This window comes from Sutcliffiella horikoshii, assembly GCF_002157855.1.
GTDB lineage: Bacteria > Bacillota > Bacilli > Bacillales > Bacillaceae_I > Sutcliffiella_A > Sutcliffiella_A horikoshii_C.
Window position 1 is genome coordinate 424,461 of the sequence record NZ_CP020880.1, and the last position, 22,342, is coordinate 446,802.

Consider the following 22,342-nt stretch of genomic DNA (forward strand, 5'->3'; position numbering starts at 1 on the left):
ATAGAAGTTAAAACTGTTCAAATCTCTTAAAATTAAAGGTTGCCAAAAGTACAAGCAGAAGAGAAAGGCAGAGTGTAGCAACAATAACGAACAGGCCGTTCTCTAATAGCTCTCCTTGCATGAGAATGGCAGTTGCCTGTTCTCGTAGCTTTGCTGGGCTCCATTCCATGAATTTTGTGAAGAGTCCGGTGGATACAGTCAAGAGTGCAAGGAAGGATACGCTGACTCCGGCAATGCCTCCTGAGGTGCGGAGCAGAGTTCCTGCAAAGATGGTGACAGAGATAATTAATACGACCCATAGGCTGTAGACGCCAAGGCTTGCGAGCATGATGTGCCAGTCTACTTTGTTAAATAGTAGATTTGTATAGTACCAGGTGAGCACATAGCTTAGTAGCAGGGATGTTAGGGCAATGACGAGTTGTGCGGTCCATTTGCTTAGGATGTATTGTAATGGCTGGACAGGACGGGCCATGACAAGTGTAAGGGTGCCGTTCTGGCGTTCAATCGAGATGAGACTCATCGAAGCAAGCACAAATAGTAGCGTGGCGAGTGTACCGTATTGTCCGAGTGTTCCCGCAAGTACTTCTTCTCCGGAGGGGGTTGGGATTTCGATGACGGCTCCTTCTGGCAGATTACCGGCGGATTCGATGATTTGTGGCATATAGTAGCTGGTGAGTGGTTGGGATATACCGATAATCATGATGACGATTGGTAGCCAAATCCATTTACCGTTGCGCATGCTTTCTTGCATTTCTTTTATAAAGAGGGTTGTGAAGTTTTTCATGTTCTCATCACCTTCATATATGCGTCTTCAAGCGAGTCTTGCACCTTTTCATAGTGTGATAGAGTGAGCTTGTTTTCTATCAAATTGGTTAATAAGGTTGTGCTGCGGAAGCTTGTTTCGTTTACATGGATGGTGGCAGTGTGAGTGTCGTGATAGTCGATAGACTCTATACTTGGAATGCCGTCTAATTGGCCGGTGAGTGATTCTTCTGTTTTTATTTTTACAGCAGAGGTTGTATGTTCGGATCTTAACGATTCCAGGCTGCCTTCCCATTTGATTTGTCCGTCTTTGAGCATGATGACGGTGTCGCAAACTTGTTCTGCATCATGTAGGACATGGGTGGAAAACAGGATGGTCATGCGGCTTTTTAGTTCAGTGAGTATTTTTAAGACGTCGCGTCTGCCGTCTGGGTCAAGTGCGGATACGGGTTCGTCAAGAATCAGTAGCTCTGGGTCGTGCAATAAGGCTTGCGCAAGGCCTAGGCGCTGTTTCATTCCACCGGAAAAGCCGCCGATGCGTTTATTTTTAACTTCTGTTAAGCTGACAAACTCCAGTGTCTCATCGATCTTGGCCATAAGCTGAGCCTTTGGAAGGTGGGAGAGTTTGCCTGCGAATTGTAAATATTCCTTTGGTGTCATCCAGGAAAAAAAGGAAGGATGCTGCGGTAGAAAGCCGATTTGGTGTCGATAGTCCTTCCCGTTGTTTTCGGAAAAGCTTATGGTTCCGGAAGTTGGTGTAAGAAGTCCCGCAAGCATCTGCAGAGTGGTTGTTTTCCCGGCGCCGTTTGGTCCGAGAAGTGCGACACAACTTCCTTTTTCTATGTGAAAAGAAATGCTTTTGACGGCTTGATGCTGCTTAAATATTTTGGTTAAGTTATTGCTTTCAAGTAACATTCCGGTCGCTCCCTAGTCATTTTTTCGGCCGATTACGAAATAAAGAATGGGGCCGATGGTGGTGATGAAAAGAATGATGAGTGTCCAAGCCCATTTAGGTCCGTTCGTTTGTTCTTGACGGATAAGGCTGATTAGGGCCGTGATGACTAAAATAAGTTGCAAAACGATTAGTGGTGCGGCAAGTGACCAGTTGATATTTTCCATTACAATCCTCTCCTCTTTTGTCTCTTATGATGTGGGTAGAATACGAATATCAGGTAGAACAGGGTCGGCAGTGGGAATTGTATTAACCCCCAAATTCCCCAGAACCAGGCGTAACTGCCTTTTTTCTTAGCGTCAATGAACAGGATGATACTTTGCGTCAACAGAACAGGAATAAGCCATGGCAGGATGGTGTACAGTTGGTCTAGTTTTTCTGGCGTCATGACAGGATTCGCCCTTCCTGTTTGGCTTTGCTTTTTTGCAAGATGTAAAAAATGAACGGTGCTACGACGAGTGCGGACACTTGGATGACGAAATATAAAATTGGTGCTTGAAACATGGCTGTTGTAAAGGCAGTTAAAAGGATAAGCGCCGTGATGACGAACATGCTGAGTTCCTTATGGAAGGCTTTGCGTTTTGCCGATTTTGCCAGAGTAAGCTGTTCCTGCATTTGCTGAGCTGTCGGGATAGGAGGTGACCCTATTTCGTCTAGTTGCTGCCAATCTTTGTGAAGTTTCTTTAGAAGTTCCTGTTCTTTTTTATCTTGTCTACTCTTCGTCATGGTCCCACTCCTTTCTTAGCGTTTTTATCCCGTTGTGGACTCTTGATTTCACTGTTCCTGTTCTGATGCCTAGCATGGCGCCGATTTCCTCATAGGTGTAGCCGTAATAATGTCTTAGTAAAATAGGTGTTCTTGTTTCTGGCGGCAGCTGGTTGAAGTCTGAGAACGTATCGCTCCATTCCATGCCGTTTGATGTTGAGCGGAAGGTGAGCTGTCTTGATAGGACATGCAGGAGCCGGTTGGCTTTTTTCTTCTCGCGCTCTTTTTTCCGAATGGAGTCGATGTAGAGCCTAGAGGCAATCGAGATCATCCAGGTGGAGAATTTCCCTTCCCCTTTGAAGGAGGCAAGGTTTGTGTAGCATTTCATCATTGTTTCCTGTGCGATGTCGTTGCTCGTTTCTTCGTTCAATGTAAGTTTGAGTAAGTATTTGTATAAAAAAGAATAGTGCTTCTGAAATAGCTGCGTGAAGGCATCGTCGTCGCCTGTGATTGCCTCTTGTATCAGATAAAAGTCTTCTTCCTGCTCCAAATCGATGCCTCCTTTCTTTTCTGTTTTCATGTGTTTTCGTTTGTTCAACCATAAGACGCTGCGAGTTTACAAACCGTTCATATTAATTTTAATTTTTTTTTGTTTTTTTTGGTCGGCTTAATTCACTTACTAAACTCACCTAAAAACCATATAAAAAACCCCTTCGTAGGTGAAGGGGGAGAGAATGAAAGTGGTTAACTTATATAGTATTCGACGTCGAAGTGGAAATTCCTAGAGGGGTCTGACCCCTCATCGGTTTTTATTTTACCCCTTCTCCTTATTCCCGCCGCCCCTGACGTAGATTTGGCGTTTGGTGTCGCTTATGATGTGGCGGTGGAGTTGGATGAGGAGGAGGCCGTTTTCGTAGGTGGCGTCTACTTTGTCGTCGCGAACTGGGAATGGGAGCTCGAAGGTGCGTTGGAATTCGCCTTGGGCGATTCCTTCTTCGATGAGCTCGTAGCCTTGGATGTTGAGGTTGATTTGTCCTTTTACTTCAAGCTGTTGCGGGCGCACAAATAGTTGTACTTGTTCTGGGTTCACAAGACCTGGCAGGCACATAACACATAGCAGTTCATTCTCTTTTTTATAAAGATTGGTCTGGGTCTGCATATTTTCAAAGTATGGCTCAAAACCGTTCCAAAACTCATCTCCGAAGAACTGATCCCACTGCTTGCGCCAGTCTCCCATGTTTTTGAATTGATTAAAGGGCATCATCGGCCATCACGCTTCCTTTCAAGGGGTGCATTCTCTTTGCCAATAGATTATGCAGAGATGGGCGTGGAAGTGCCTAGGAAAGTGCCTAACTCATAAGGTCCTAAGCCAATATATAATCTGTTTGTCGATTTTCTCTTAAACACAGACGAGGAAAATCATGGTATATTTTGAAATGGAGGTGTTTGAACATGTCAAAAAACAATACATGGGTTTTAAATGTAAACACAAAGGAAATTACATCGTATTAGCAAGTGACGACTAGCGTTTAAACCGTGTTGTTGCTTGCTGGAAAGTAGGTAACAATGAATACATTGGAAACAAAGCATGTGTATTACACGATGCATATGGTTATTTCGCTTGCGAGCTCCATCATGTTTACGACGTAAGCAATCTATTATATTGAAGACCTAGGATTGAATCCTTTACAGCTTATATTGATTGGGACGGCTATTGAGTTGACGGTTATTGTGTTTGAAAGTGTAACGGGAGTGGTGGCGGATACTTATAGTAGGAGACTGTCTATCATCATTGCAACCTTCATTTTGGGAGCGGCCTTTCTTTTTGAAGGAAGTATCCCTTATCTTAGCAACAGTTCAGTGGCAGTCGGAGTCCTGTCCGCTTTTGTCTTATTGCTATTTGCAGAATTTATCCGCGGCATCGGTGAGACGTTTTTGAGTGGTGCCGAACAGGCTTGGCTAACTGACGAAGTGGAGGAAGAAGAGGTTGCGAAGATATTTGTCCGCACAAATCAGCTCCGGCTTATAGCAAGCCTCGTCGGAATTATCATCAGTGTGGTACTAGCTAGTGTGGCTCTAAATCTTCCTTATTTGGCAGGAGGGGCGCTTTACATCTTGCTTGGCGTCTTTTTATGTATTTATATGAAGGAAAAGAATTTCGAGCGGGTAGAAACTGCAAAGGATAGGCCATGGAAGGCGATGGCCTCGACTTTTATTTCAGGAGTTACCTTTATTAAAAACAAACCTGTACTTATCATGCTGCTAGTAGTGACAGTCTTTATCGGTGCAACATCTGAAGGCTTTGACCGTCTTTGGGAAGCCCATTTGCTGGAGGCATTTACCTTTCCCAGCTTTGGTTCTCTTGATGTGGTTGTATGGTTCGGTGTCATTCAATTTATGGGGACGTTGATCAGCATAGGAGCAATGGAATGGTACCAACGCAGATTTGATGTGAATCAGCCAAAGGTGATCCGATACAGCTTGTTTTATTTTACGGTGGGGCAGGTTATCTTCTTGATCCTCTTCGCTGTAACTCCATCTTTCTACTTGGCGATCTTCTGTTTCTGGGTTCTTGGCATTATCGGTTCCATCACGGCACCGATGTATCAGGCGTGGTTGAACCAACAGCTTGAAAGCAAATCCCGTGCCACCGTCCTATCCATCATGGGCCAAGGTAACGCGGTCGGCCAAGGCCTTGGAGGACCGTTCGTTGGTGTCATCGCCACAAGATACTACATTCGCACCGCGCTCGTACTAGGTGCCATGCTCCTGCTGCCTGCAGTTATTTTGTATGGTAAAGTGATGAAGAGATAAAGAGGGGTCTGACCCTCACTCCGTTAAAGCACTAAAAACCCCGCCTCAAAAAGGCGGGGTTTTACTCTTACTGTTTTGTTGTTTAATCCTTCTTCTCCAAATCCACCGGTTTGGTCACGTTGGTGAATTTTTCGCTTTTGAATGATTTCATGAGCGATAAGACCATGAGAATCATGATGATGGCGAATGGGAAGGCGGCGATGATGGAAGCGGTTTGAAGTGCTTCGAGGCCACCGGTCCAAAGCAGGATTGCTGCTGCTGCCGATTGAATAAGCCCCCATACAAACTTGATGGAGTTTGGCGGGTGCATACTGCCATTGGTTGTTTGCATGCCAAGTACAAAGGTTGCTGAATCTGCTGAAGTGATGAAGAAGGTGCAGATCAGGAAGATGGCAAGCCCAGACATAATCATACCAAGCGGGTAATTTTGCAAGACAGAGAACAATGCCACTTCCATTCCAGACTCCTCGATAACGCTGTAAACAGGAATTCCTTCAAAATACTCCAAGAATATGGCAGAACCACCGAATACGGAGAACCATAATCCTCCGAAAATGGTTGGAACTAATAATACTCCCAGCAAGAATTCACGGATTGTCCGCCCTTTAGAAATGCGGGCGATGAATGTGCCCACAAATGGTGCCCAGGCAATCCACCATGCCCAGTAGAAAATCGTCCAATCTTGTACCCAAGAATTATCCGCATCAAACGGGAACAGGCGGAAGCTCATGGATGGCAGGTTTTGAAAATAGCTACCAATCGTTGTGGTAAACAGATCCATAATGAAATTAGTTGGCCCTGCAAACAGCAAGAACAGCATTAAAGAAATCGCTAGCACGACATTCAGGTTACTCAAGTATTTAATTCCCTTGTTCAACCCAGTCTGTGCAGAAAGCATAAACAATACTGTCACCACTGCGATGACGATCAGTTGTGTCGTGATATTGTTGGTAATTGCCGGTGTAACACTCGCAAGTCCACCGCTGATTTGGATCGCTCCAAGCCCAAGGGAAGTTGCAACACCAAAGATTGTCGCAAAAACCGCGATAAAGTTGATGAATGTACCAAGATGGCCATCAACCCGGTCCCCTAGAATTGGTCGTAAGATGGAGCTGATAACTCCTGGTGAACCTTTTCTAAACTGGAAATACGCTAAGGCAAGCGCAATGACAGAATAGATGGCCCAAGGATGCAGTCCCCAATGGAAAAATGAATAGCGCATTGCTACCCTGGCCGCTTCAGACGTTTGCCCTTCTCCGGTTGGTGGGGCGAAAAAATGATACATCGGCTCTGAAGCACCCCAAAATACTAATCCGATACCCATCCCGGCACTAAATAACATCGCAAACCAGGTGATGTAATTGTATTCCGGTTCGTCCGTATCTTTACCAAGTTTAATACGGCCGAATTTAGTGAATATAAGAATAATGCTAAATAACAAAAATCCTGTTGCAGTTAAAAGATAAAACCAGCCGAACTTATCAACAATAAAACCTTGCACAGCATCTGTGACAGGCTTTAGAGCGGCATTTCCCAACATGCTTGCGGGAATCACGCCCCAAATAATGAATAAGACAGCAACTATAATAGAAACAATAAATACAGGGGTTGCTTTCTTCATAATGTTTTCACTCCTTTAATGATTTCTCATCACTTCTTTCATAGGTTAAGTATTTGTTACAAAAACGGCAGCTATACTATCCTAACACTTCTGGGACTTTAGTCCAATTAATTTACCTAAAGTGTTTACAGGTTATAGCAGGTTCCATTAGAATTAGTTACTAGATTTGTCATCTAGGAGGCATGTATTTTGCTTGAAAATAGTTTTGTTATGGTAGCAATCATCATCATTATCAATATTGTTTACGTGTCATTTTTCACGATAAGAATGATTTTGACCTTAAAAGGTCAACGTTATTTGGCAGCTGGGATCAGTATGGTCGAGGTGGTCATCTATGTGGTGGGTCTTGGCCTAGTGTTAGACAATCTTAATGAGATTCAAAACTTAGCTGCATATGCGCTTGGTTATGGGATTGGTGTCATTGTTGGTATGAAAATAGAAGAAAAACTGGCACTGGGATACACCACCGTTAATGTTATTACGAAGGAGTATGACAAGGATCTGCCAAAACTTTTGCGTGAAAAAGGGTACGGGGTGACCAACTGGCAGGCAAACGGCTTAGAAGGCGACCGTATGGCCATGCAAATTTTAACGCCTAGAAAATATGAGGTAAGCTTATATCATGCCATCAAAGAGCATGACCCCAAGGCATTTATCATCGCCTACGAACCAAAAACCATCCATGGCGGGTTCTGGGTAAAAGCTGTAAAGGAAAGGAAAATTAAAGAATGGGTAAGACGCCGCGAAAACGAAAATTCGAAGTAATGGAAAATGAGACAATCAGTGATTGCCTCGACCGAATGGCGAAAGAAGGCTACATGCCCTCGCGCAGGATGGAAGAGCCGATTTTTCAGGAGACAGTAAAAAACGGACACAAAGAAGTACATCCAATTGGTAAAAAAATAGTATTTGAAGGTAAATTAATCGAAAAATAACAGTAAAATACGAACAATAATCGACAAATAAACTATATTGTTCATGATTTTCGTTGACATCGACGCAAATTGACGGTAAGATAAACGTAGATGAAAACGAATTAAAAACAACATAATGAAACCTCATATAATTTTGGGAATATGGCCCATAAGTCTCTACCCGACCGCCGTAAATTGGTCGGACTATGAGGGGAAGTTAACACTATCTATGTTTTTCATGGCGACTAAGTTTGTTTACCTATGCTAATGAAAGCCCAGATGGACTGCTTTCCCTCTAACCCAGGGACCAGTCCATACTGGGCTTTTCTGTTTTTAAATTACTGGTTTAATTGACTAAAAGTTGAAAGTTTTAACCCAGCTGATTGTAGTGGAAGGCGCGCAGACGCCCGCAGGCAAGCGAAGCGCCTGGAACGGAAATCAGCCGTTGAACAGAAAATCACTTAATCAAAAAGGGAGGCAACAAAAATGAACGCTTTAGTTGGAGTGATCATGGGAAGTACTTCCGATTGGGAAACAATGAAACACGCATGTGACATGCTTGACGAACTACATATACCATACGAAAAGAAAGTCGTATCCGCACACCGCACACCAGACCTCATGTTCACCTACGCAGAACAAGCAAGAGAACGAGGCCTAAAAGTCATCATCGCCGGAGCGGGAGGAGCAGCCCACCTGCCTGGAATGGTAGCAGCCAAAACCACGCTTCCAGTAATCGGCGTACCAGTCCAATCCAAAGCGCTAAACGGCCTAGACTCCCTGCTCTCCATCGTCCAGATGCCAGGCGGAGTACCAGTCGCAACAGTCGCCATTGGAAAAGCCGGAGCAACAAACGCAGGCCTCCTTGCAGCACAAATGATCGGCGCCTATGACAGTAACACGGCAGAACGCCTGCAAGCACGTAGAGACAATACAGAACAACAAGTGATAGAAAGTAGTGATCAGCTTGTTTAATTTTAAAAATATCACCCCACCAGCAACCATCGGAATCATCGGCGGCGGACAGCTTGGACGGATGATGGCACTTTCGGCAAAAGCGATGGGTTTCAAAATCGCTGTGCTTGACCCAACACCAGATTCACCATGCGGACAGGTGGCAGACATCGAAATCACCGCGGCATTTAACGACATGGAAGCCATCAAAAAACTTGCTTCATTATCCGATGTCGTCACCTATGAGTTTGAAAACATCGATTACGAAGCGCTAACTTGGCTTGAGGAGAACGCCTACTTGCCACAAGGCAGTGAAGTGTTAAAAGTAACCCAGCATCGCGCTACCGAAAAAATGGCAATTGAAGCAGCAGGACTTCAGGTTGCACCTTTTATGGAAGTAACGACAGAGGCAGATCTCAACGAAGCCATCCAGAAGATCGGCTATCCAAGTGTCTTGAAAACATGCCGCTTCGGTTATGACGGCAAAGGGCAGGTAGTTTTAAAGGATGATACATCGCTCGAACAGGCTGCAAAACTCCTTGAACACGGCGAATGTGTCCTAGAAAAATGGATTCCTTTCGTAAAAGAAATATCCGTTGTCGTGGCACGAAGCACAACAGGGGAAATCAAGGCTTTCCCAGTCGGTGAAAACGAACATCGAGAAAATATTTTATATAAAACAATCGCACCGGCAAGGGTCGATCAGATTCTAGAGATGAACGCAATTCAAAGTGCGATGACATTGGCAAGACACTTCAACCTTATCGGGACACTGGCGGTGGAAATGTTTGTCCTAGAAGATGGCACCTTCTTTATAAATGAACTGGCTCCAAGGCCGCACAACTCTGGACATTATACGATGGATGCATGCGAGACATCACAGTTTGAACAGCATATCAGAGCGGTGACAGGGATGCCACTTGGAAAAACGACCTTATGGAAGCCTGCGGTAATGGTTAATCTATTAGGGGAGCATGTGGATGCAGCAATTGAGCACATTCCTCATTATGAAAATGCAAAGCTTCATTTATACGGCAAGCATGAGAAAAAAGAGAAACGAAAAATGGGACATATCAACATTTTAGCTGATACAATAGAACAGGCTTTGGAGCAAGAGGCTTCCTGGCAGATATGGAACACAGTTGAACGGAGGATTTTAACATGATTGAACGTTATACAAGACCCGAGATGGGCGCAATTTGGACAGAAGAGAACCGTTTTCAGGCTTGGCTTGAAGTGGAAATTTTAGCTTGTGAAGCTTGGGCGGAACTTGGAGATATCCCGAAAGAGGACGTAAAGGTGCTTCGTGAAAAAGCATCATTCGATATCGAGCGCATCAAAGAAATCGAAGCGGAAACTCGCCATGATGTGGTTGCTTTTACAAGAGCAGTATCTGAAACATTGGGCGATGAGAAAAAGTGGGTGCATTACGGATTAACTTCCACAGATGTAGTCGACACAGCACTTTCCTACCAATTGAAGCAGGCAAACGAGATCCTACTTGCTGACATTGAACGCTTTGTCACTATTTTAAAAGAAAAAGCGCAAGACCATAAATACACGGTAATGATGGGACGTACGCACGGAGTACATGCTGAGCCGACAACATTTGGATTAAAGCTTGCTCTATGGTACGAGGAAATGAAACGTAATTTGGAGCGTTTCAAACAAGCGGCAGAAGGGATCGAGTTCGGGAAAATTTCCGGAGCGGTTGGTACTTACGCGAACATCAACCCATTTGTAGAAGAGTATGTATGTGAAAAGCTTGGCCTACAACGTGCGCCAATCTCTACACAAACGTTGCAGCGTGACCGTCATGCTCATTACTTAAGCACACTGGCGTTGATTGCAACTTCTATCGAAAAGTTTGCAGTGGAAGTTCGTGGACTACAAAAGAGTGAAACACGTGAAGTGGAAGAGTTCTTTGCAAAAGGTCAAAAGGGATCTTCCGCGATGCCGCATAAACGTAACCCGATCGGTTCGGAAAACATGACAGGCCTTGCACGTGTGATCCGCGGGTACATGATGACAGCTTACGAAAATGTACCACTATGGCATGAGCGTGATATCTCGCATTCATCTGCAGAGCGCATCATTTTACCAGACAGCACGATTGCATTGAACTATATGTTGAATCGATTTGGCAACATCATCAAAAACTTGACTGTGTTCCCGGAAAACATGAAGCGCAACATGGACCGCACATTGGGCCTTATCTACTCCCAACGCGTGCTGCTTGCGTTGATCGACACTGGCATGTCCCGTGAGGAAGCATACGACACGGTTCAACCAAAAGCGATGGAAGCTTGGGAGAAGCAAGTACACTTCCGTGAGTTAGTGGAAGGCGAAGAGAAAATCACGTCCCGCCTAACTCCGGCACAAATCGAGGACTGCTTCGACTACAACTACCACCTGCAGCATGTTGATACAATTTTTGATCGATTAGGATTGTAAAATATAAATTGGTGGAGCACCGCTGTTGCTTTCCGCAAAAGGCTTCGCTTTCCGCGGGGCGACCTTGAGCCTCCTCGGCAAGTCTGCGGGGTCTCAACATTGTCGCTACTCCCCCGCTGGAGTCTACGCCTTTTGCTCCATGCAACAGCTAGGTTGTCTCTTAATTTCAACAAATCTAATTTGCATAAAATGTTTTCCCCCTGTTCATTGGAGTGGAAGGCACGAGACTCCTCGAAAATGCTAGCGCATTTTCTTCGTGCGATGAATCGCTGTCGTAGCATTCCTTGTCCTGCGGGAGGAAGGGACAGGGGAGACCCCGCAGGCGAAAGCCGAGGAGGCTCCCGGACCGCCCGCGGAAAGCGAGTGCCTGCAACGAAAATGAACAGGGAGTTAACGCAAAACCACATCTCTCTTTTACAGGAGGCAAACCCATGACTTTGCAAAAGCAGGAACTACTATACGAAGGCAAAGCAAAACTGGTCTACTCAACAACCGACGAAAATGTCGTCTGGATCCAATACAAAAACTCCGCCACCGCCTTTAACGGCGAAAAGAAAGCCGACATCACAGGCAAAGGCAGACTGAATAACGAGATTACCAGCTTACTATTTTCCATGCTCACACAAGCCGGTATCGAAAACCACTTCATCGAGCGCAAGTCGGAAACAGAGCAGCTCGTGAAAAAGGTCGACATCATTCCACTAGAAGTGGTGGTCAGAAACATCACTGCCGGCAGCATGGCAAAACGACTTGGCATTGAGGAAGGCATCACGCTCGAGCAACCAATCGTCGAGTTCTACTATAAAGATGACTCACTTGGTGATCCGCTCATCACAGAAGATCATATTCAACTTTTGAAGCTTGCAACACCTGCTGAAGTGGATATTTTAAAGCATGTAGCGCGTAAAGTGAACGTTGTATTATCGGAATTTTTCGAAAAGAAGAACTTGAGATTAGTAGATTTCAAGCTTGAGTTTGGCAAAACGGAAGATGGCAGAATCATCTTGGCTGATGAGGTGTCACCGGATACTTGCCGCCTGTGGGATAAGGATACGAATGAGAAGTTAGATAAGGATGTCTTCCGTAGAAACCTTGGAAGCCTGACAGATGCATACGAAAAAATACTGGCACGTATTGGAGGAGAGCAGCATGTATAAAGTGAAGGTATTCGTAACGTTAAGAGAGAGCGTATTAGATCCACAAGGAACAGCGGTGAAAAATTCGCTTCATAGTCTTTCTTACAAAGAGGTCGAGGAAGTTCGTATCGGAAAATTTTTAGAGTTGACGATTGCAAAATCTGACCGTGACCTAGACGTGTTAGTCAAGGAAATGTGCGAGCGCTTATTGGCAAATACCGTGATTGAAGACTTCCGTTATGAGGTGGAGGAGGTTGTTGGATCGTGAAATTTGCAGTCATCGTGTTTCCGGGCTCCAACTGTGATGTAGACATGTACCATGCAATCAAAGACGAGCTTGGGGAAGAAGTCGATTATGTGTGGCATGATGCAACAAACTTAGAGGAGTATGACGGAATTTTACTTCCAGGAGGATTTTCGTATGGAGATTACTTGAGATCTGGTGCCATTGCACGCTTTTCCAATGTGATGCTTGAGGTGCAAAAGGCAGCTGAAGCTGGTAAGCCAATCTTGGGTGTATGCAACGGGTTTCAAATTTTGCTGGAGTCAGGTCTTCTTCCAGGGGCAATGAGAAGAAACAAGAACTTAAAGTTCATGTGCCGTCCGGTGGAATTAAAAGTGGTGAACAATGAAACGATGTTCACATCGGGGTATGAAAAAGATGAGATCATCACCATCCCCATTGCACATGGGGAAGGAAATTACTATTGTGATGAGAAAACCTTAGGGGAATTAGTAAGCAATGGGCAAATTGCTTTTTCCTATAATGGTGACAATCCAAATGGTAGTCTACATGATATTGCCGGGATTGTAAATGAAAAAGGAAATGTATTAGGTATGATGCCACACCCGGAAAGAGCGGTTTCTGAGCTGTTGGGCAGTGCAGATGGCCTTAAACTCTTTCAATCTATCGTTCGTAATTGGAGGGAATCACATGTCGTTACTTCTTGAGCCAAATCCAGAGATGATCAAAGCGGAAGGCATTTACCGTGAAATGGGACTGAGCGATGAAGAGTTCCAAATGGTAGAAAAAATTCTTGGGCGTTTGCCGAACTACACGGAAACCGGACTATTTTCGGTGATGTGGTCGGAGCATTGCAGCTACAAGAATTCCAAGCCGGTATTGCGCAAGTTCCCGACAGAAGGGCCGAAAGTATTGCAAGGTCCTGGGGAAGGTGCCGGAATCGTGGACATCGGCGACAACCAGGCAGTCGTGTTCAAAATCGAAAGTCATAATCACCCGTCTGCAATCGAGCCTTACCAAGGCGCAGCAACAGGTGTTGGCGGAATCATCCGTGATGTCTTTTCGATGGGCGCACGTCCAATTGCGTTATTGAATTCTCTGCGCTTTGGGGAACTAACATCTCCGCGCGTGAAATATTTGTTTGAAGAAGTGGTGGCAGGAATCGCAGGCTACGGAAACTGTGTGGGCATCCCGACAGTTGGCGGCGAGATCCAGTTCGACCCGGCTTACGATGGCAACCCGCTTGTGAACGCAATGTGTGTGGGTCTGATCAATCATGAAGATATTAAAAAAGGGCAGGCAAAAGGTGTTGGCAATACCGTCATGTACGTTGGGGCAAAAACGGGACGCGACGGGATTCACGGGGCAACTTTTGCATCAGAAGAACTTTCTGAAGCGTCTGAAGAAAAACGTCCGGCCGTACAAGTCGGCGATCCTTTTATGGAAAAATTATTGTTGGAAGCTTGCTTGGAAATCGTGAAATGGGATGGGTTAGTCGGCATTCAAGACATGGGAGCGGCTGGTTTGACAAGTTCGTCTGCGGAAATGGCTTCTAAAGCAGGTTCTGGAATTGAGATGAACTTGGATCTTGTGCCACAGCGTGAAACAGGCATGACTGGCTATGAAATGATGCTTTCTGAATCGCAAGAGCGCATGCTGATCGTCGTGGAAGCGGGCCGTGAGCACGAGGCGCATGAGATTGTTTCAAAATATGGCTTAGAAGCTGTTTCGATTGGAAAAGTGACGGATGACAAAAAGCTTCGCCTTGTTCACAAAGGGGAAGTGATTGCAGATGTCCCGGTCGATGCATTGGCTGAAGAAGCGCCTGTATACCACAAGCCATCTACGGAGCCTGCGTATTATCGCGAGTTCCAGGAGATGGAGGTAGCGGTACCGGATGTTGCGGACTACGAAGAGACGTTAGTTGCTTTATTGAAGCAGCCGACCATCGCAAGCAAAGAGTGGGTTTATGACCAGTATGACTACCAAGTACGTACGAATACGGTAGTAGTGCCAGGTTCCGATGCGGCAGTTGTTCGCATCCGAGGAACAGAAAAAGCGTTGGCAATGACAACGGACTGTAACTCCCGTTATTTATATTTGGATCCAGAAGTCGGCGGTATGATCGCGGTGGCGGAAGCGGCTCGCAATATCGTGTGCTCCGGTGCAAAGCCATTGGCCATCACAGACTGCTTGAATTTTGGTAATCCTGAAAAGCCGGAGATCTTCTGGCAGATCGAAAAGGCAACAGATGGCATGAGTGAAGCTTGCCGCAAGTTAGAGTCACCTGTAATCGGTGGAAATGTATCTTTATATAATGAAACAAACGGTGTGGCTGTGTACCCAACCCCTGTAGTCGGCATGGTCGGGTTGATTGATGACTTGAAGCATGTGACAACTCAGGAGTTTAAAAATGAAGGCGACCTGATTTATGTGATTGGGGAAACAGGTTCCGAGTTTGGTGGAAGTGAGCTGCAAAAGCTTACGTACGGCAAGATTTTCGGGAAGGCACCTGCGCTTGACTTAGATGTGGAAGCTAGACGTCAGGATGAGCTGTTGGCGGCAATCCGCGCGGGATTAGTTGCATCTGCACATGATGTATCTGAAGGTGGAGTAGGAGTTGCGTTGGCGGAGAGTGCGATGGGCGCTCGCGGCTTGGGAGCTTCCGTGACGCTTACAGGCGACATGACGTCTGCACTGTTCAGTGAAACACAATCTCGCTTTGTTGTCTCTGTTCGCCCAGAAAATCAAGAAGAGTTTGAGGCAGCGGTTGCGGATGCTAGTTTAGTAGGAACTGTTACAAGAACAGGAAATCTTCATATTGAATCGGCATCTCGTGAAGTGGCAGTTCACGTCTCTGTGGACGACCTTCGCGATGCTTGGAAAGGAGCTATTCCATGCTTGCTGAACTAAAGGGCTTGAATGAGGAATGTGGGGTGTTCGGGATCTGGGGACATCCCGAAGCGTCCCAGATTACCTATTACGGACTGCACAGTCTGCAGCACCGTGGCCAGGAAGGCGCAGGGATCGTTTCAACAGATGGAGAGAAGCTTGTCGCGGTAAAAGGGGAAGGCCTTGTGAACGAAGTGTTCGGTAATGGTAGATTGCAAGAACTTGGCGCTGGAAAAGCCGCGATCGGCCATGTCCGTTATGCAACGGCAGGGGGCGGCGGCTATGAGAATGTGCAGCCTTTATTGTTTCATTCTCAATCTGGCAGTCTTGCACTTGCACACAATGGAAATCTCGTAAACGCTAATGCGTTGAAGCACCAGTTGGAAACAATGGGGAGTATTTTACAGACGACCTCTGACACGGAAGTGTTGGCGCATTTGATAAAAAGAAGTGGCTACACTCTTTTGAAAGACCGTGTGAAAAATGCGTTGTCGATGTTAAAGGGTGCGTATGCCTTTTTAATCATGACAGAGACAGAAATGATGGTGGCACTTGACCCGAACGGCTTGCGTCCACTTTCGTTAGGCAAGTTGAATGATGCCTATGTGGTGGCGTCAGAGACTTGTGCATTTGATGTGGTCGGAGCGGAGTTTATTCGTGATATTGAGCCTGGGGAGCTGCTGATCATTGATAATGGGGGCTTGCATTCCGAGCGATTTACGTTGCACACGCAACGTGCGATGTGCAGCATGGAGTACATTTATTTTTCTAGACCTGACAGCAATATTGATGGTATCAATGTGCATACAGCCAGAAAAAGCCTAGGCAAGCAGCTGGCAATGGAGTCGGCAGTGGAGGCAGATGTGGTGACAGGTGTACCAGATTCCAGTATTTCTGCAGCGATTGGTTACGCGGAACTTTCGGGAATTCCTTATGAGCTTGGACTGATTAAAAATAGATATGTGGGCCGGACGTTCATCCAGCCTTCCCAAGCATTGCGCGAGCAGGGTGTAAAGATGAAGCTTTCACCGGTCCGCGGGGTTGTGGAAGGCAAGCGCGTTGTAATGGTCGATGATTCGATCGTACGCGGGACGACAAGTAGAAGAATTGTGAAAATGCTTCGCGATGCAGGTGCGACAGAGGTGCATGTGCGCATCAGTTCACCGCCGATTAAAAATCCTTGTTTTTACGGCATCGATACATCCACGCATGAGGAGTTGATTGCTTCTTCTCATTCTGTTGAAGAGATGCGGGAAATCATTGGCGCGGATTCGTTAGCGTTTTTAAGTCCTGGTGGTTTGGTCGAAGCGATTGACCGTCCGTTTGATGGGGAGACTCGCGGCCAGTGCATGGCGTGCTTTACCGGCAAGTATCCGACGGAGATTTTCCCTGACACGGTGCTGCCGCATGAGAAGTGCTAGGGTGGAAGGCTTGGTGTGGCGCTGATTTTTGGAAAAGTTACAATAACGGTTGAAAAAGTTACAATCACCACGAAAAAAGTCACAATCAACGCTGAAAAAGTTACAATAACACCAAAAATAGTTACAATCCACCGTGTGACGAGTGAGAAACCAAACATAATTACCTATTTTCGAAAAAAAGCCTACAAAAAGCGGCGGGATTCTTAAGATTCGTCGCTTTTCCATTGGAAGGGAGATACAACGCATATGGCAAATGCATACAAGCAAGCGGGTGTAGATATAGAAGCGGGCTATGAAGCAGTAACGCGTATGAAAAAGCATGTGGCTAGAACGATGAGGCCAGAGGTGATGGGGGGCCTTGGTGGATTTGGAGGCCTGTTTGATCTATCAGCGGTAAATGTGAAGAATCCGGTGCTCGTTTCCGGAACAGATGGAGTCGGCACGAAACTGATGCTTGCTTTCCAGCTCGACAAACATGACACCATTGGGGTGGATGCAGTTGCGATGTGTGTGAACGATGTTGTCGTGCAAGGCGCAGAGCCGCTTTATTTTCTGGACTATATCGCATGCGGAAAAGCGGTGCCGGAACGAATAGAGGCCATCGTAAAAGGGATCGCAGACGGCTGCGAGCAAGCGGGATGCGCATTAGTTGGCGGCGAAACGGCGGAAATGCCTGGAATGTATGACGACACGGAATATGATTTGGCTGGATTTACGGTTGGCGTGGTAGAGAAGGAACGTTTAATTAACGGTTCTAAAATAGAGCCTGGTAACTTACTGATTGGACTGAGTTCAAGTGGCATCCACAGCAATGGTTACTCGTTAGTCCGTAAAATTGTGTTTGAAAAAGGACAATTAGATCTTAACAAGCAGTACGATGGTTTTGACCGAACACTTGGTGAAGAGCTGCTCACTCCTACGAAAATTTATGTGAAGCCAATTCTTGAAGTTCTGAAAAAATACGACATCAACGGAATGGCTCATATTACGGGCGGCGGATTTATTGAGAATATCCCGCGCATGCTTCCACAAGGGCTGCAAGCAGAAGTGGATTATGGAACATGGCCGATTCCGCCGATTTTTGATCTTTTGCAAGAGGTTGGCGAGCTCGACCGGAAAGAAATGTTCAATATTTTTAACATGGGAATTGGCATGGTGCTTGCGATCAACGAAGAAATTTTACCGGAAGTGATTCGTATCCTTGAAGCAAACGGGGAGAAGGCATACTTGATTGGCCGTGTAAAAGAGGGCGAGGGCATCACGTTTGGCGGAGGAGAAATCCGATGACAACGAGAATCGCCATTTTCGCATCAGGAAGCGGCTCCAATTTTCAGGCGATCACGGAAGCATGCCGAAACGGCTTGCTCGAAGCCACACCAGCCTTGCTTGTGTGTGACAGGCCTGGTGCTTATGTGGTGGAACGTGCGACGGCAGCAGACATTCCCTATTTTGCATTTGCACCGAAAAGCTATCAAACTAAAGAGGAATTTGAAGGTCACATTCTTCAAGAGTTGGCGCGGTATGAAGTAGACTTCATTGTCCTTGCAGGATATATGCGTCTGATCGGACCGACACTGCTTAACGCTTTTAAAGGGAGAATCGTCAATATCCATCCTTCCCTCCTGCCGGCGTTTCCGGGCCTTGATGCGGTTGGTCAAGCACTCGAGTACGGTGTTAAACTAACAGGAGTGACCATTCATTTTGTTGATGAAGGCATGGACACCGGACCAATCATCGCGCAACAGGCGATTGAAATCTGCCCGGACGACACACGTGAAATGTTAGAAAAGAAAATACATGAGGTAGAACATTCCTTTTACCCACAAACCTTACAACAACTTTTTTCAGTCAAAGGAGAGGCAGCGATACGATGAGAGCATTAGTGAGTGTTTCCAATAAAGAGGGCATCGTCCCATTTGTACAACAATTAGTGGACCTAGGGGTGGAGGTTATCTCTACTGGCGGGACCAAAAAAGTTTTGCAGGATAATGGTGTGAAAGTAATCGGTATATCCGAAGTGACAGGGTTCCCTGAGATCCTTGATGGACGCGTGAAAACCTTGCACCCGATGATCCATGGTGGATTATTGGCAATGCGTGACAACGAAAGTCACCAAGCACAGCTTGCGGAGCATGGAATTACGCCGATCGACTTGGTTGTGGTCAACCTTTACCCGTTTAAAGAGACGATCTCTAAAGCGGATTCCACGTTTGAAGATGCGATTGAAAATATCGATATCGGCGGCCCGACGATGCTTCGTGCAGCAGCAAAAAACCATAAGGATGTTGCGGTATTAGTGGATCCTTCAGACTACGAAGGCGTAATCTCTGAGCTAAAAGAAAGCGGAAAAGTGGAAGTGGCAACACGCCGTCGCCTGGCAGCAAAAGTATTCCGCCATACCGCAGCCTATGACGCGATGATCTCCAACTACTTAACGGAAGCAGTGGAAGAGAAACATCCTGAGTCATTGACTGTAACATTTGAGAAAAAACAAGACTTGCGTTATGGGGAGAATCCGCACCAAAAGGCAGCATTCTACCAAGCGCCACTAGCGTCTGAATTCTCGATCGCATCAGCGGAGCAGCTTCATGGAAAAGAATTATCCTACAACAATATTAATGATGCAGATGCGGCATTGCAGATCGTAAAAGAATTCAAAGACCCTGCAGTGGTTGCAGTCAAACATATGAACCCATGCGGCGTGGGCACTGGTGCTACAACGGTGGAAGCGTACCGCCGTGCATATGAAGCGGATCCTGTATCCATTTTCGGTGGCATCATTGCTTTCAACACAGAAGTAGATAAGGAAACGGCAGAACTTTTACATGAGTTGTTTTTAGAAATTGTCATTGCGCCGTCCTTCAGTGAGGATGCGTTGGCTGTCTTGAAGCAGAAAAAGAATATCAGACTGTTATTGGTTGATATGAACGGAGCAGGTGTGATGCAGTCCCGCATGGTATCCGTTCGCGGTGGTTTATTAGTACAAGATGAGGATCAGTTCGGCTTAGAAGACGCGACGGTAACTATTCCAACAAAGCGCGAGCCGACAGAGCAAGAGTGGGCAGACCTGAAGCTTGCATGGAAAGTCGTGAAGCATGTGAAATCCAACGCCATCGTCCTTGCAAAAGAAGGGCAGACTGTCGGCGTCGGTGCAGGACAGATGAACCGTGTCGGCGCAGCGAAAATTGCCATCGAGCAGGCTGGTGAAAAAGCGGTCGGCTCCGCACTGGGATCTGACGCATTCTTCCCAATGAACGACACAGTCGAAGCAGCAGCAAAAGCCGGCGTCACCGCCATCATCCAACCAGGCGGCTCCATCAAAGACGAAGACTCCATCAAAAAAGCCGACGAATACGGCATCACCATGGTATTTACCGGGATGAGACATTTTAAGCATTAAGGGAAATTGTCATTAGGAATTTGAGACTCGCCAGTGATTACCCAGCTTTCCCCTGTTGACTGAAGTGCAATCCGGCGGGAGGTAGCGGTAGACTTGAGACCCCACAGCGCAGCGAGGAGGCTCAAGCACCGCCCCGTGGAAAGCGAACACCTGGAACGGAAGGAAACAGGGAGTTAACGAAAATATAGATCCCTCAACACGTCAGGAGGAAAAACCATGAAAGTACTCGTAATCGGAAAAGGTGGCCGCGAACACGCCATCGCCTGGAAATTCGCACAAAGCCCATCCGTAACAGAAGTCTTCATCGCACCAGGAAACATCGGCATGGAGGCAGTCGGAAAGCTTGTACCCATCCAAGAATCCGACACGGACTCCTTGATTCATTTTGCAAAAGAAAACCAAATAGATCTCACCATGGTAGGACCTGAAGTACCCTTACTAAACGGAATTGTCGACGCATTCCAAGCCGCGGGACTTCAAGTATTCGGACCAACCAAAGCAGCGGCTCTCATAGAAGGAAGCAAAGGCTTTGCCAAAGATCTTATGAAAAAATACGGCATCCCGACAGCTGGCTATGAAACGTTCACAGATTACGAGGAAGCCAGAACATATATTGAAGGCAAAGGTGCACCAATTGTCCTGAAGGCTGATGGATTGGCAGCTGGAAAAGGCGTAGTGGTAGCCATGACAGATGAAGAAGCGCTTGAAGCAGTGCGCGAAATGATGGCAGAATCCAAATTTGGAGAAGCATCCTCTAAGCTTGTGATCGAAGAATTCCTTGAAGGAGAGGAGTTCTCTTTTATGGCATTTGTGAACGGTGAGAAAGTGTATCCGATGGTCATCGCGCAAGATCATAAACGTGCGTTTGACGGGGACATGGGACCAAACACAGGTGGCATGGGAGCATACTCGCCAGTGCCGCAAATCCCAAACTCTGTTGTGGAAGAGGCGTTGGAAACGGTGTTGCTTCCAACAGCTAAAGCAATGGTGGACGAAGGACGTTCATTCGTTGGTATTTTATATGCAGGGTTGATTTTGACAAAGAAAGGTCCAAAGGTAATTGAATTCAATGCACGCTTTGGAGATCCAGAAACACAAGTGGTGTTGCCAAGACTTGAATCAGATTTGGCGGAAGTTTTGACAGGTGTTTTGCGTGGAGACGAAGAATTGGAGCTTAAGTGGTCAGAAGCGTCTGTGGTTGGTGTAGTAATGGCATCCAAAGGCTATCCGGAAGCATATGAAAATGGTGCGGTCATAGAAGGAGCTGACCAAGTTGGTGAAGGTTTGGTGTTCCATGCCGGGACAGAAGCTAAGGCTGGAAAACTCGTAACAAACGGCGGCCGCGTGCTGTTGGTCGCAGCACAAAGCGACAGCTTAGAGGAAGCGCAGAAAAAAGTGTACGAAGAGTTGCGCAAAGTAAAATGCGATAATCTATTTTATCGCAAAGACATCGCACACAAAGCTATTGCGTCCGGCGTTTCTTCTTAACAAACACATACAAAATAGCCACAATACCACCAATAATCGTCGCTAACACAAACGACATATCTGTTAAATACTCAAGCATTTTTCACACCTCCTTATACTGTTCGACGTGAGTGACGAAAACCCTTTGGGGGTCTGACCCCCAAAGGTGTTTTTTTCTTTTTAGCCCCTTTTACCCTTAAGAAGGATTATAAGAATCCGCGTCGCTGTCGGCGTTTGCTTTGGCTTCGAAGTCGTCGAAGTCGAAGTTGTAGTGGTTGTTTTCGCTGTTGTGGTCGTTACGGTATTCTTGGAAGCGTTCGAAGCCTGCTGTTAGCGGGCAGTAGCGCAGGATTCCTTCTGCGATTTTCATTCCTGCTAGAAGTGCGACAAGTTTGTAGGAGTCGCGGTGTGGACGTCGAACCATTTTGCTTGTAATCCACGCTAATGTAGCAAATCCTGCTGTGATGCGAATCATCGCATTAATGATGCTGATATTTGGTCTCACTTTCATCCTAATCCCTCCAAAGTATAATTTTCTTAAGTTAAAGCATTAAATTGCATTAATTTTCACATAATTATCAAGAACGGTAATGCAAGTATGACTCT

Annotated in this window: 25 protein-coding genes and 1 riboswitch; of the genes, 15 read left to right on the top strand and 10 right to left on the bottom strand. The window is 46.1% G+C overall.

Annotated elements, in window-relative coordinates; genetic code table 11:
- Window positions 1-7: 7 nt before the first annotated feature.
- The 7 genes from B4U37_RS02225 to B4U37_RS02255 all read right to left on the bottom strand — a co-directional run bounded on the left by B4U37_RS02225 (window position 8) and on the right by B4U37_RS02255 (window position 3,683).
- Complete coding sequence (locus B4U37_RS02225; RefSeq protein WP_088016874.1) at window positions 8-784, bottom strand: ABC transporter permease; 777 nt, start codon at window positions 782-784, stop codon at window positions 8-10.
- Window positions 781-1,677 carry an ABC transporter ATP-binding protein gene (locus B4U37_RS02230; RefSeq protein ID WP_088016875.1) on the bottom strand — a complete coding sequence of 299 codons (897 nt, stop codon included), beginning with the start codon at window positions 1,675-1,677 and terminating at the stop codon, window positions 781-783. The genes B4U37_RS02225 and B4U37_RS02230 overlap by 4 nt, the downstream gene beginning before the upstream one ends.
- Before the next feature lie 12 nt (window positions 1,678-1,689).
- Window positions 1,690-1,881: a PLD nuclease N-terminal domain-containing protein gene (locus tag B4U37_RS02235; protein ID WP_088016876.1), complete on the bottom strand. Its 192-nt coding sequence runs from the start codon at window positions 1,879-1,881 to the stop codon at window positions 1,690-1,692.
- On the bottom strand, window positions 1,881-2,102 hold the full coding sequence (locus B4U37_RS22310; protein WP_010191788.1) for a hypothetical protein: 222 nt from the start codon (window positions 2,100-2,102) through the stop codon (window positions 1,881-1,883). Before B4U37_RS22310 ends, B4U37_RS02235 begins: the two co-directional genes overlap by 1 nt.
- Window positions 2,099-2,440 (bottom strand): YxlC family protein, encoded by a 342-nt coding sequence (locus B4U37_RS02245; protein ID WP_088016877.1) that lies wholly within the window; start codon window positions 2,438-2,440, stop codon window positions 2,099-2,101. Before B4U37_RS02245 ends, B4U37_RS22310 begins: the two co-directional genes overlap by 4 nt.
- On the bottom strand, window positions 2,427-2,969 hold the full coding sequence (gene sigY / locus B4U37_RS02250) for an RNA polymerase sigma factor SigY (protein WP_088016878.1): 543 nt from the start codon (window positions 2,967-2,969) through the stop codon (window positions 2,427-2,429). Before sigY ends, B4U37_RS02245 begins: the two co-directional genes overlap by 14 nt.
- Before the next feature lie 264 nt (window positions 2,970-3,233).
- Entirely contained in the window at window positions 3,234-3,683 is a 450-nt protein-coding gene (locus tag B4U37_RS02255) for an Hsp20/alpha crystallin family protein (protein ID WP_088016879.1), read from the bottom strand.
- 413 nt (window positions 3,684-4,096) lie between these two features.
- Here B4U37_RS02255 and B4U37_RS02260 point away from each other — a divergent pair, with 413 nt between their 5' ends.
- Window positions 4,097-5,233 (top strand): MFS transporter, encoded by a 1,137-nt coding sequence (locus B4U37_RS02260; RefSeq protein WP_157663683.1) that lies wholly within the window; start codon window positions 4,097-4,099, stop codon window positions 5,231-5,233.
- Between the two features lie 82 nt (window positions 5,234-5,315).
- Here the strand turns inward: B4U37_RS02260 and B4U37_RS02265 are convergent, their stop codons facing one another.
- The gene (locus B4U37_RS02265; RefSeq protein WP_088016881.1) at window positions 5,316-6,854 is read right to left on the bottom strand and encodes a glycine betaine uptake BCCT transporter; all 1,539 of its coding nucleotides are present in this window, start codon (window positions 6,852-6,854) and stop codon (window positions 5,316-5,318) included.
- 210 nt (window positions 6,855-7,064) lie between these two features.
- On the opposite strand from B4U37_RS02265, the gene B4U37_RS02270 reads away from it, so the two are divergent.
- From B4U37_RS02270 to purD, 14 genes are all read left to right on the top strand, one after another.
- Complete coding sequence (locus B4U37_RS02270) at window positions 7,065-7,619, top strand: DUF2179 domain-containing protein (RefSeq protein ID WP_187443912.1); 555 nt, start codon at window positions 7,065-7,067, stop codon at window positions 7,617-7,619.
- The gene (locus B4U37_RS02275; protein ID WP_088016883.1) at window positions 7,583-7,789 is read left to right on the top strand and encodes an NETI motif-containing protein; all 207 of its coding nucleotides are present in this window, start codon (window positions 7,583-7,585) and stop codon (window positions 7,787-7,789) included. Before B4U37_RS02270 ends, B4U37_RS02275 begins: the two co-directional genes overlap by 37 nt.
- A 103-nt stretch (window positions 7,790-7,892) precedes the next feature.
- A riboswitch (purine riboswitch) is annotated at window positions 7,893-7,995 on the top strand.
- Between the two features lie 259 nt (window positions 7,996-8,254).
- The gene (gene purE / locus B4U37_RS02280) at window positions 8,255-8,743 is read left to right on the top strand and encodes a 5-(carboxyamino)imidazole ribonucleotide mutase (protein WP_088016884.1); all 489 of its coding nucleotides are present in this window, start codon (window positions 8,255-8,257) and stop codon (window positions 8,741-8,743) included.
- On the top strand, window positions 8,727-9,887 hold the full coding sequence (purK, locus tag B4U37_RS02285) for a 5-(carboxyamino)imidazole ribonucleotide synthase (protein WP_088016885.1): 1,161 nt from the start codon (window positions 8,727-8,729) through the stop codon (window positions 9,885-9,887). The genes purE and purK overlap by 17 nt, the downstream gene beginning before the upstream one ends.
- Window positions 9,884-11,176, top strand: coding sequence for an adenylosuccinate lyase (purB, locus tag B4U37_RS02290; protein WP_010191810.1), 1,293 nt, complete (start codon window positions 9,884-9,886; stop codon window positions 11,174-11,176). Before purK ends, purB begins: the two co-directional genes overlap by 4 nt.
- Window positions 11,177-11,607: 431 nt before the next feature.
- Complete coding sequence (gene purC / locus B4U37_RS02300) at window positions 11,608-12,333, top strand: phosphoribosylaminoimidazolesuccinocarboxamide synthase (RefSeq protein ID WP_088016887.1); 726 nt, start codon at window positions 11,608-11,610, stop codon at window positions 12,331-12,333.
- Window positions 12,326-12,580 (top strand): phosphoribosylformylglycinamidine synthase subunit PurS, encoded by a 255-nt coding sequence (purS, locus tag B4U37_RS02305; protein WP_060664027.1) that lies wholly within the window; start codon window positions 12,326-12,328, stop codon window positions 12,578-12,580. Before purC ends, purS begins: the two co-directional genes overlap by 8 nt.
- Window positions 12,577-13,263, top strand: a complete 687-nt coding sequence (purQ, locus tag B4U37_RS02310; RefSeq protein WP_010191815.1) for a phosphoribosylformylglycinamidine synthase subunit PurQ — start codon at window positions 12,577-12,579, stop codon at window positions 13,261-13,263. The genes purS and purQ overlap by 4 nt, the downstream gene beginning before the upstream one ends.
- Window positions 13,247-15,469 (top strand): phosphoribosylformylglycinamidine synthase subunit PurL, encoded by a 2,223-nt coding sequence (gene purL / locus B4U37_RS02315; RefSeq protein ID WP_088016888.1) that lies wholly within the window; start codon window positions 13,247-13,249, stop codon window positions 15,467-15,469. Before purQ ends, purL begins: the two co-directional genes overlap by 17 nt.
- Complete coding sequence (gene purF / locus B4U37_RS02320; RefSeq protein WP_029326287.1) at window positions 15,454-16,869, top strand: amidophosphoribosyltransferase; 1,416 nt, start codon at window positions 15,454-15,456, stop codon at window positions 16,867-16,869. Before purL ends, purF begins: the two co-directional genes overlap by 16 nt.
- A 246-nt stretch (window positions 16,870-17,115) precedes the next feature.
- Window positions 17,116-18,156 (top strand): phosphoribosylformylglycinamidine cyclo-ligase, encoded by a 1,041-nt coding sequence (gene purM, locus B4U37_RS02330; protein ID WP_088016890.1) that lies wholly within the window; start codon window positions 17,116-17,118, stop codon window positions 18,154-18,156.
- Window positions 18,153-18,743: a phosphoribosylglycinamide formyltransferase gene (gene purN, locus B4U37_RS02335; protein WP_088016891.1), complete on the top strand. Its 591-nt coding sequence runs from the start codon at window positions 18,153-18,155 to the stop codon at window positions 18,741-18,743. Before purM ends, purN begins: the two co-directional genes overlap by 4 nt.
- Window positions 18,740-20,269 (top strand): bifunctional phosphoribosylaminoimidazolecarboxamide formyltransferase/IMP cyclohydrolase, encoded by a 1,530-nt coding sequence (gene purH, locus B4U37_RS02340; protein WP_088016892.1) that lies wholly within the window; start codon window positions 18,740-18,742, stop codon window positions 20,267-20,269. Before purN ends, purH begins: the two co-directional genes overlap by 4 nt.
- A gap of 216 nt (window positions 20,270-20,485) precedes the next feature.
- Window positions 20,486-21,757, top strand: a complete 1,272-nt coding sequence (purD, locus tag B4U37_RS02345; RefSeq protein WP_088016893.1) for a phosphoribosylamine--glycine ligase — start codon at window positions 20,486-20,488, stop codon at window positions 21,755-21,757.
- On the opposite strand, the gene B4U37_RS22655 is transcribed toward purD, so the two are convergent.
- Both B4U37_RS22655 and B4U37_RS02350 read right to left on the bottom strand, forming a co-directional pair.
- Window positions 21,732-21,836 (bottom strand): EYxxD motif small membrane protein, encoded by a 105-nt coding sequence (locus B4U37_RS22655; protein WP_326929576.1) that lies wholly within the window; start codon window positions 21,834-21,836, stop codon window positions 21,732-21,734. The genes purD and B4U37_RS22655 overlap by 26 nt on opposite strands.
- Window positions 21,837-21,932: 96 nt before the next feature.
- Window positions 21,933-22,247 (bottom strand): YgaP family membrane protein, encoded by a 315-nt coding sequence (locus B4U37_RS02350; protein WP_088016894.1) that lies wholly within the window; start codon window positions 22,245-22,247, stop codon window positions 21,933-21,935.
- Window positions 22,248-22,342: the final 95 nt, after the last annotated feature.

What these genes read in the sequence shown, in the direction of transcription:
- B4U37_RS02225 (WP_088016874.1), bottom strand. Translation starts at nt 784, where the DNA reads ATGAAAAACTTCACAACCCTCTTTATAAAAGAAATGCAAGAAAGCATG.
- B4U37_RS02230 (WP_088016875.1), bottom strand. Translation starts at nt 1,677, where the DNA reads ATGTTACTTGAAAGCAATAACTTAACCAAAATATTTAAGCAGCATCAA.
- B4U37_RS02235 (WP_088016876.1), bottom strand. Translation starts at nt 1,881, where the DNA reads ATGGAAAATATCAACTGGTCACTTGCCGCACCACTAATCGTTTTGCAA.
- B4U37_RS22310 (WP_010191788.1), bottom strand. Translation starts at nt 2,102, where the DNA reads ATGACGCCAGAAAAACTAGACCAACTGTACACCATCCTGCCATGGCTT.
- B4U37_RS02245 (WP_088016877.1), bottom strand. Translation starts at nt 2,440, where the DNA reads ATGACGAAGAGTAGACAAGATAAAAAAGAACAGGAACTTCTAAAGAAA.
- B4U37_RS02255 (WP_088016879.1), bottom strand. Translation starts at nt 3,683, where the DNA reads ATGATGCCCTTTAATCAATTCAAAAACATGGGAGACTGGCGCAAGCAG.
- B4U37_RS02265 (WP_088016881.1), bottom strand. Translation starts at nt 6,854, where the DNA reads ATGAAGAAAGCAACCCCTGTATTTATTGTTTCTATTATAGTTGCTGTC.
- B4U37_RS02270 (WP_187443912.1), top strand. Translation starts at nt 7,065, where the DNA reads ATGGTAGCAATCATCATCATTATCAATATTGTTTACGTGTCATTTTTC.
- B4U37_RS02275 (WP_088016883.1), top strand. Translation starts at nt 7,583, where the DNA reads ATGGGTAAGACGCCGCGAAAACGAAAATTCGAAGTAATGGAAAATGAG.
- purE (WP_088016884.1), top strand. Translation starts at nt 8,255, where the DNA reads ATGAACGCTTTAGTTGGAGTGATCATGGGAAGTACTTCCGATTGGGAA.
- purB (WP_010191810.1), top strand. Translation starts at nt 9,884, where the DNA reads ATGATTGAACGTTATACAAGACCCGAGATGGGCGCAATTTGGACAGAA.
- purC (WP_088016887.1), top strand. Translation starts at nt 11,608, where the DNA reads ATGACTTTGCAAAAGCAGGAACTACTATACGAAGGCAAAGCAAAACTG.
- purS (WP_060664027.1), top strand. Translation starts at nt 12,326, where the DNA reads ATGTATAAAGTGAAGGTATTCGTAACGTTAAGAGAGAGCGTATTAGAT.
- purL (WP_088016888.1), top strand. Translation starts at nt 13,247, where the DNA reads ATGTCGTTACTTCTTGAGCCAAATCCAGAGATGATCAAAGCGGAAGGC.
- purF (WP_029326287.1), top strand. Translation starts at nt 15,454, where the DNA reads ATGCTTGCTGAACTAAAGGGCTTGAATGAGGAATGTGGGGTGTTCGGG.
- purM (WP_088016890.1), top strand. Translation starts at nt 17,116, where the DNA reads ATGGCAAATGCATACAAGCAAGCGGGTGTAGATATAGAAGCGGGCTAT.
- purN (WP_088016891.1), top strand. Translation starts at nt 18,153, where the DNA reads ATGACAACGAGAATCGCCATTTTCGCATCAGGAAGCGGCTCCAATTTT.
- purH (WP_088016892.1), top strand. Translation starts at nt 18,740, where the DNA reads ATGAGAGCATTAGTGAGTGTTTCCAATAAAGAGGGCATCGTCCCATTT.
- purD (WP_088016893.1), top strand. Translation starts at nt 20,486, where the DNA reads ATGAAAGTACTCGTAATCGGAAAAGGTGGCCGCGAACACGCCATCGCC.
- B4U37_RS22655 (WP_326929576.1), bottom strand. Translation starts at nt 21,836, where the DNA reads ATGCTTGAGTATTTAACAGATATGTCGTTTGTGTTAGCGACGATTATT.
- B4U37_RS02350 (WP_088016894.1), bottom strand. Translation starts at nt 22,247, where the DNA reads ATGAAAGTGAGACCAAATATCAGCATCATTAATGCGATGATTCGCATC.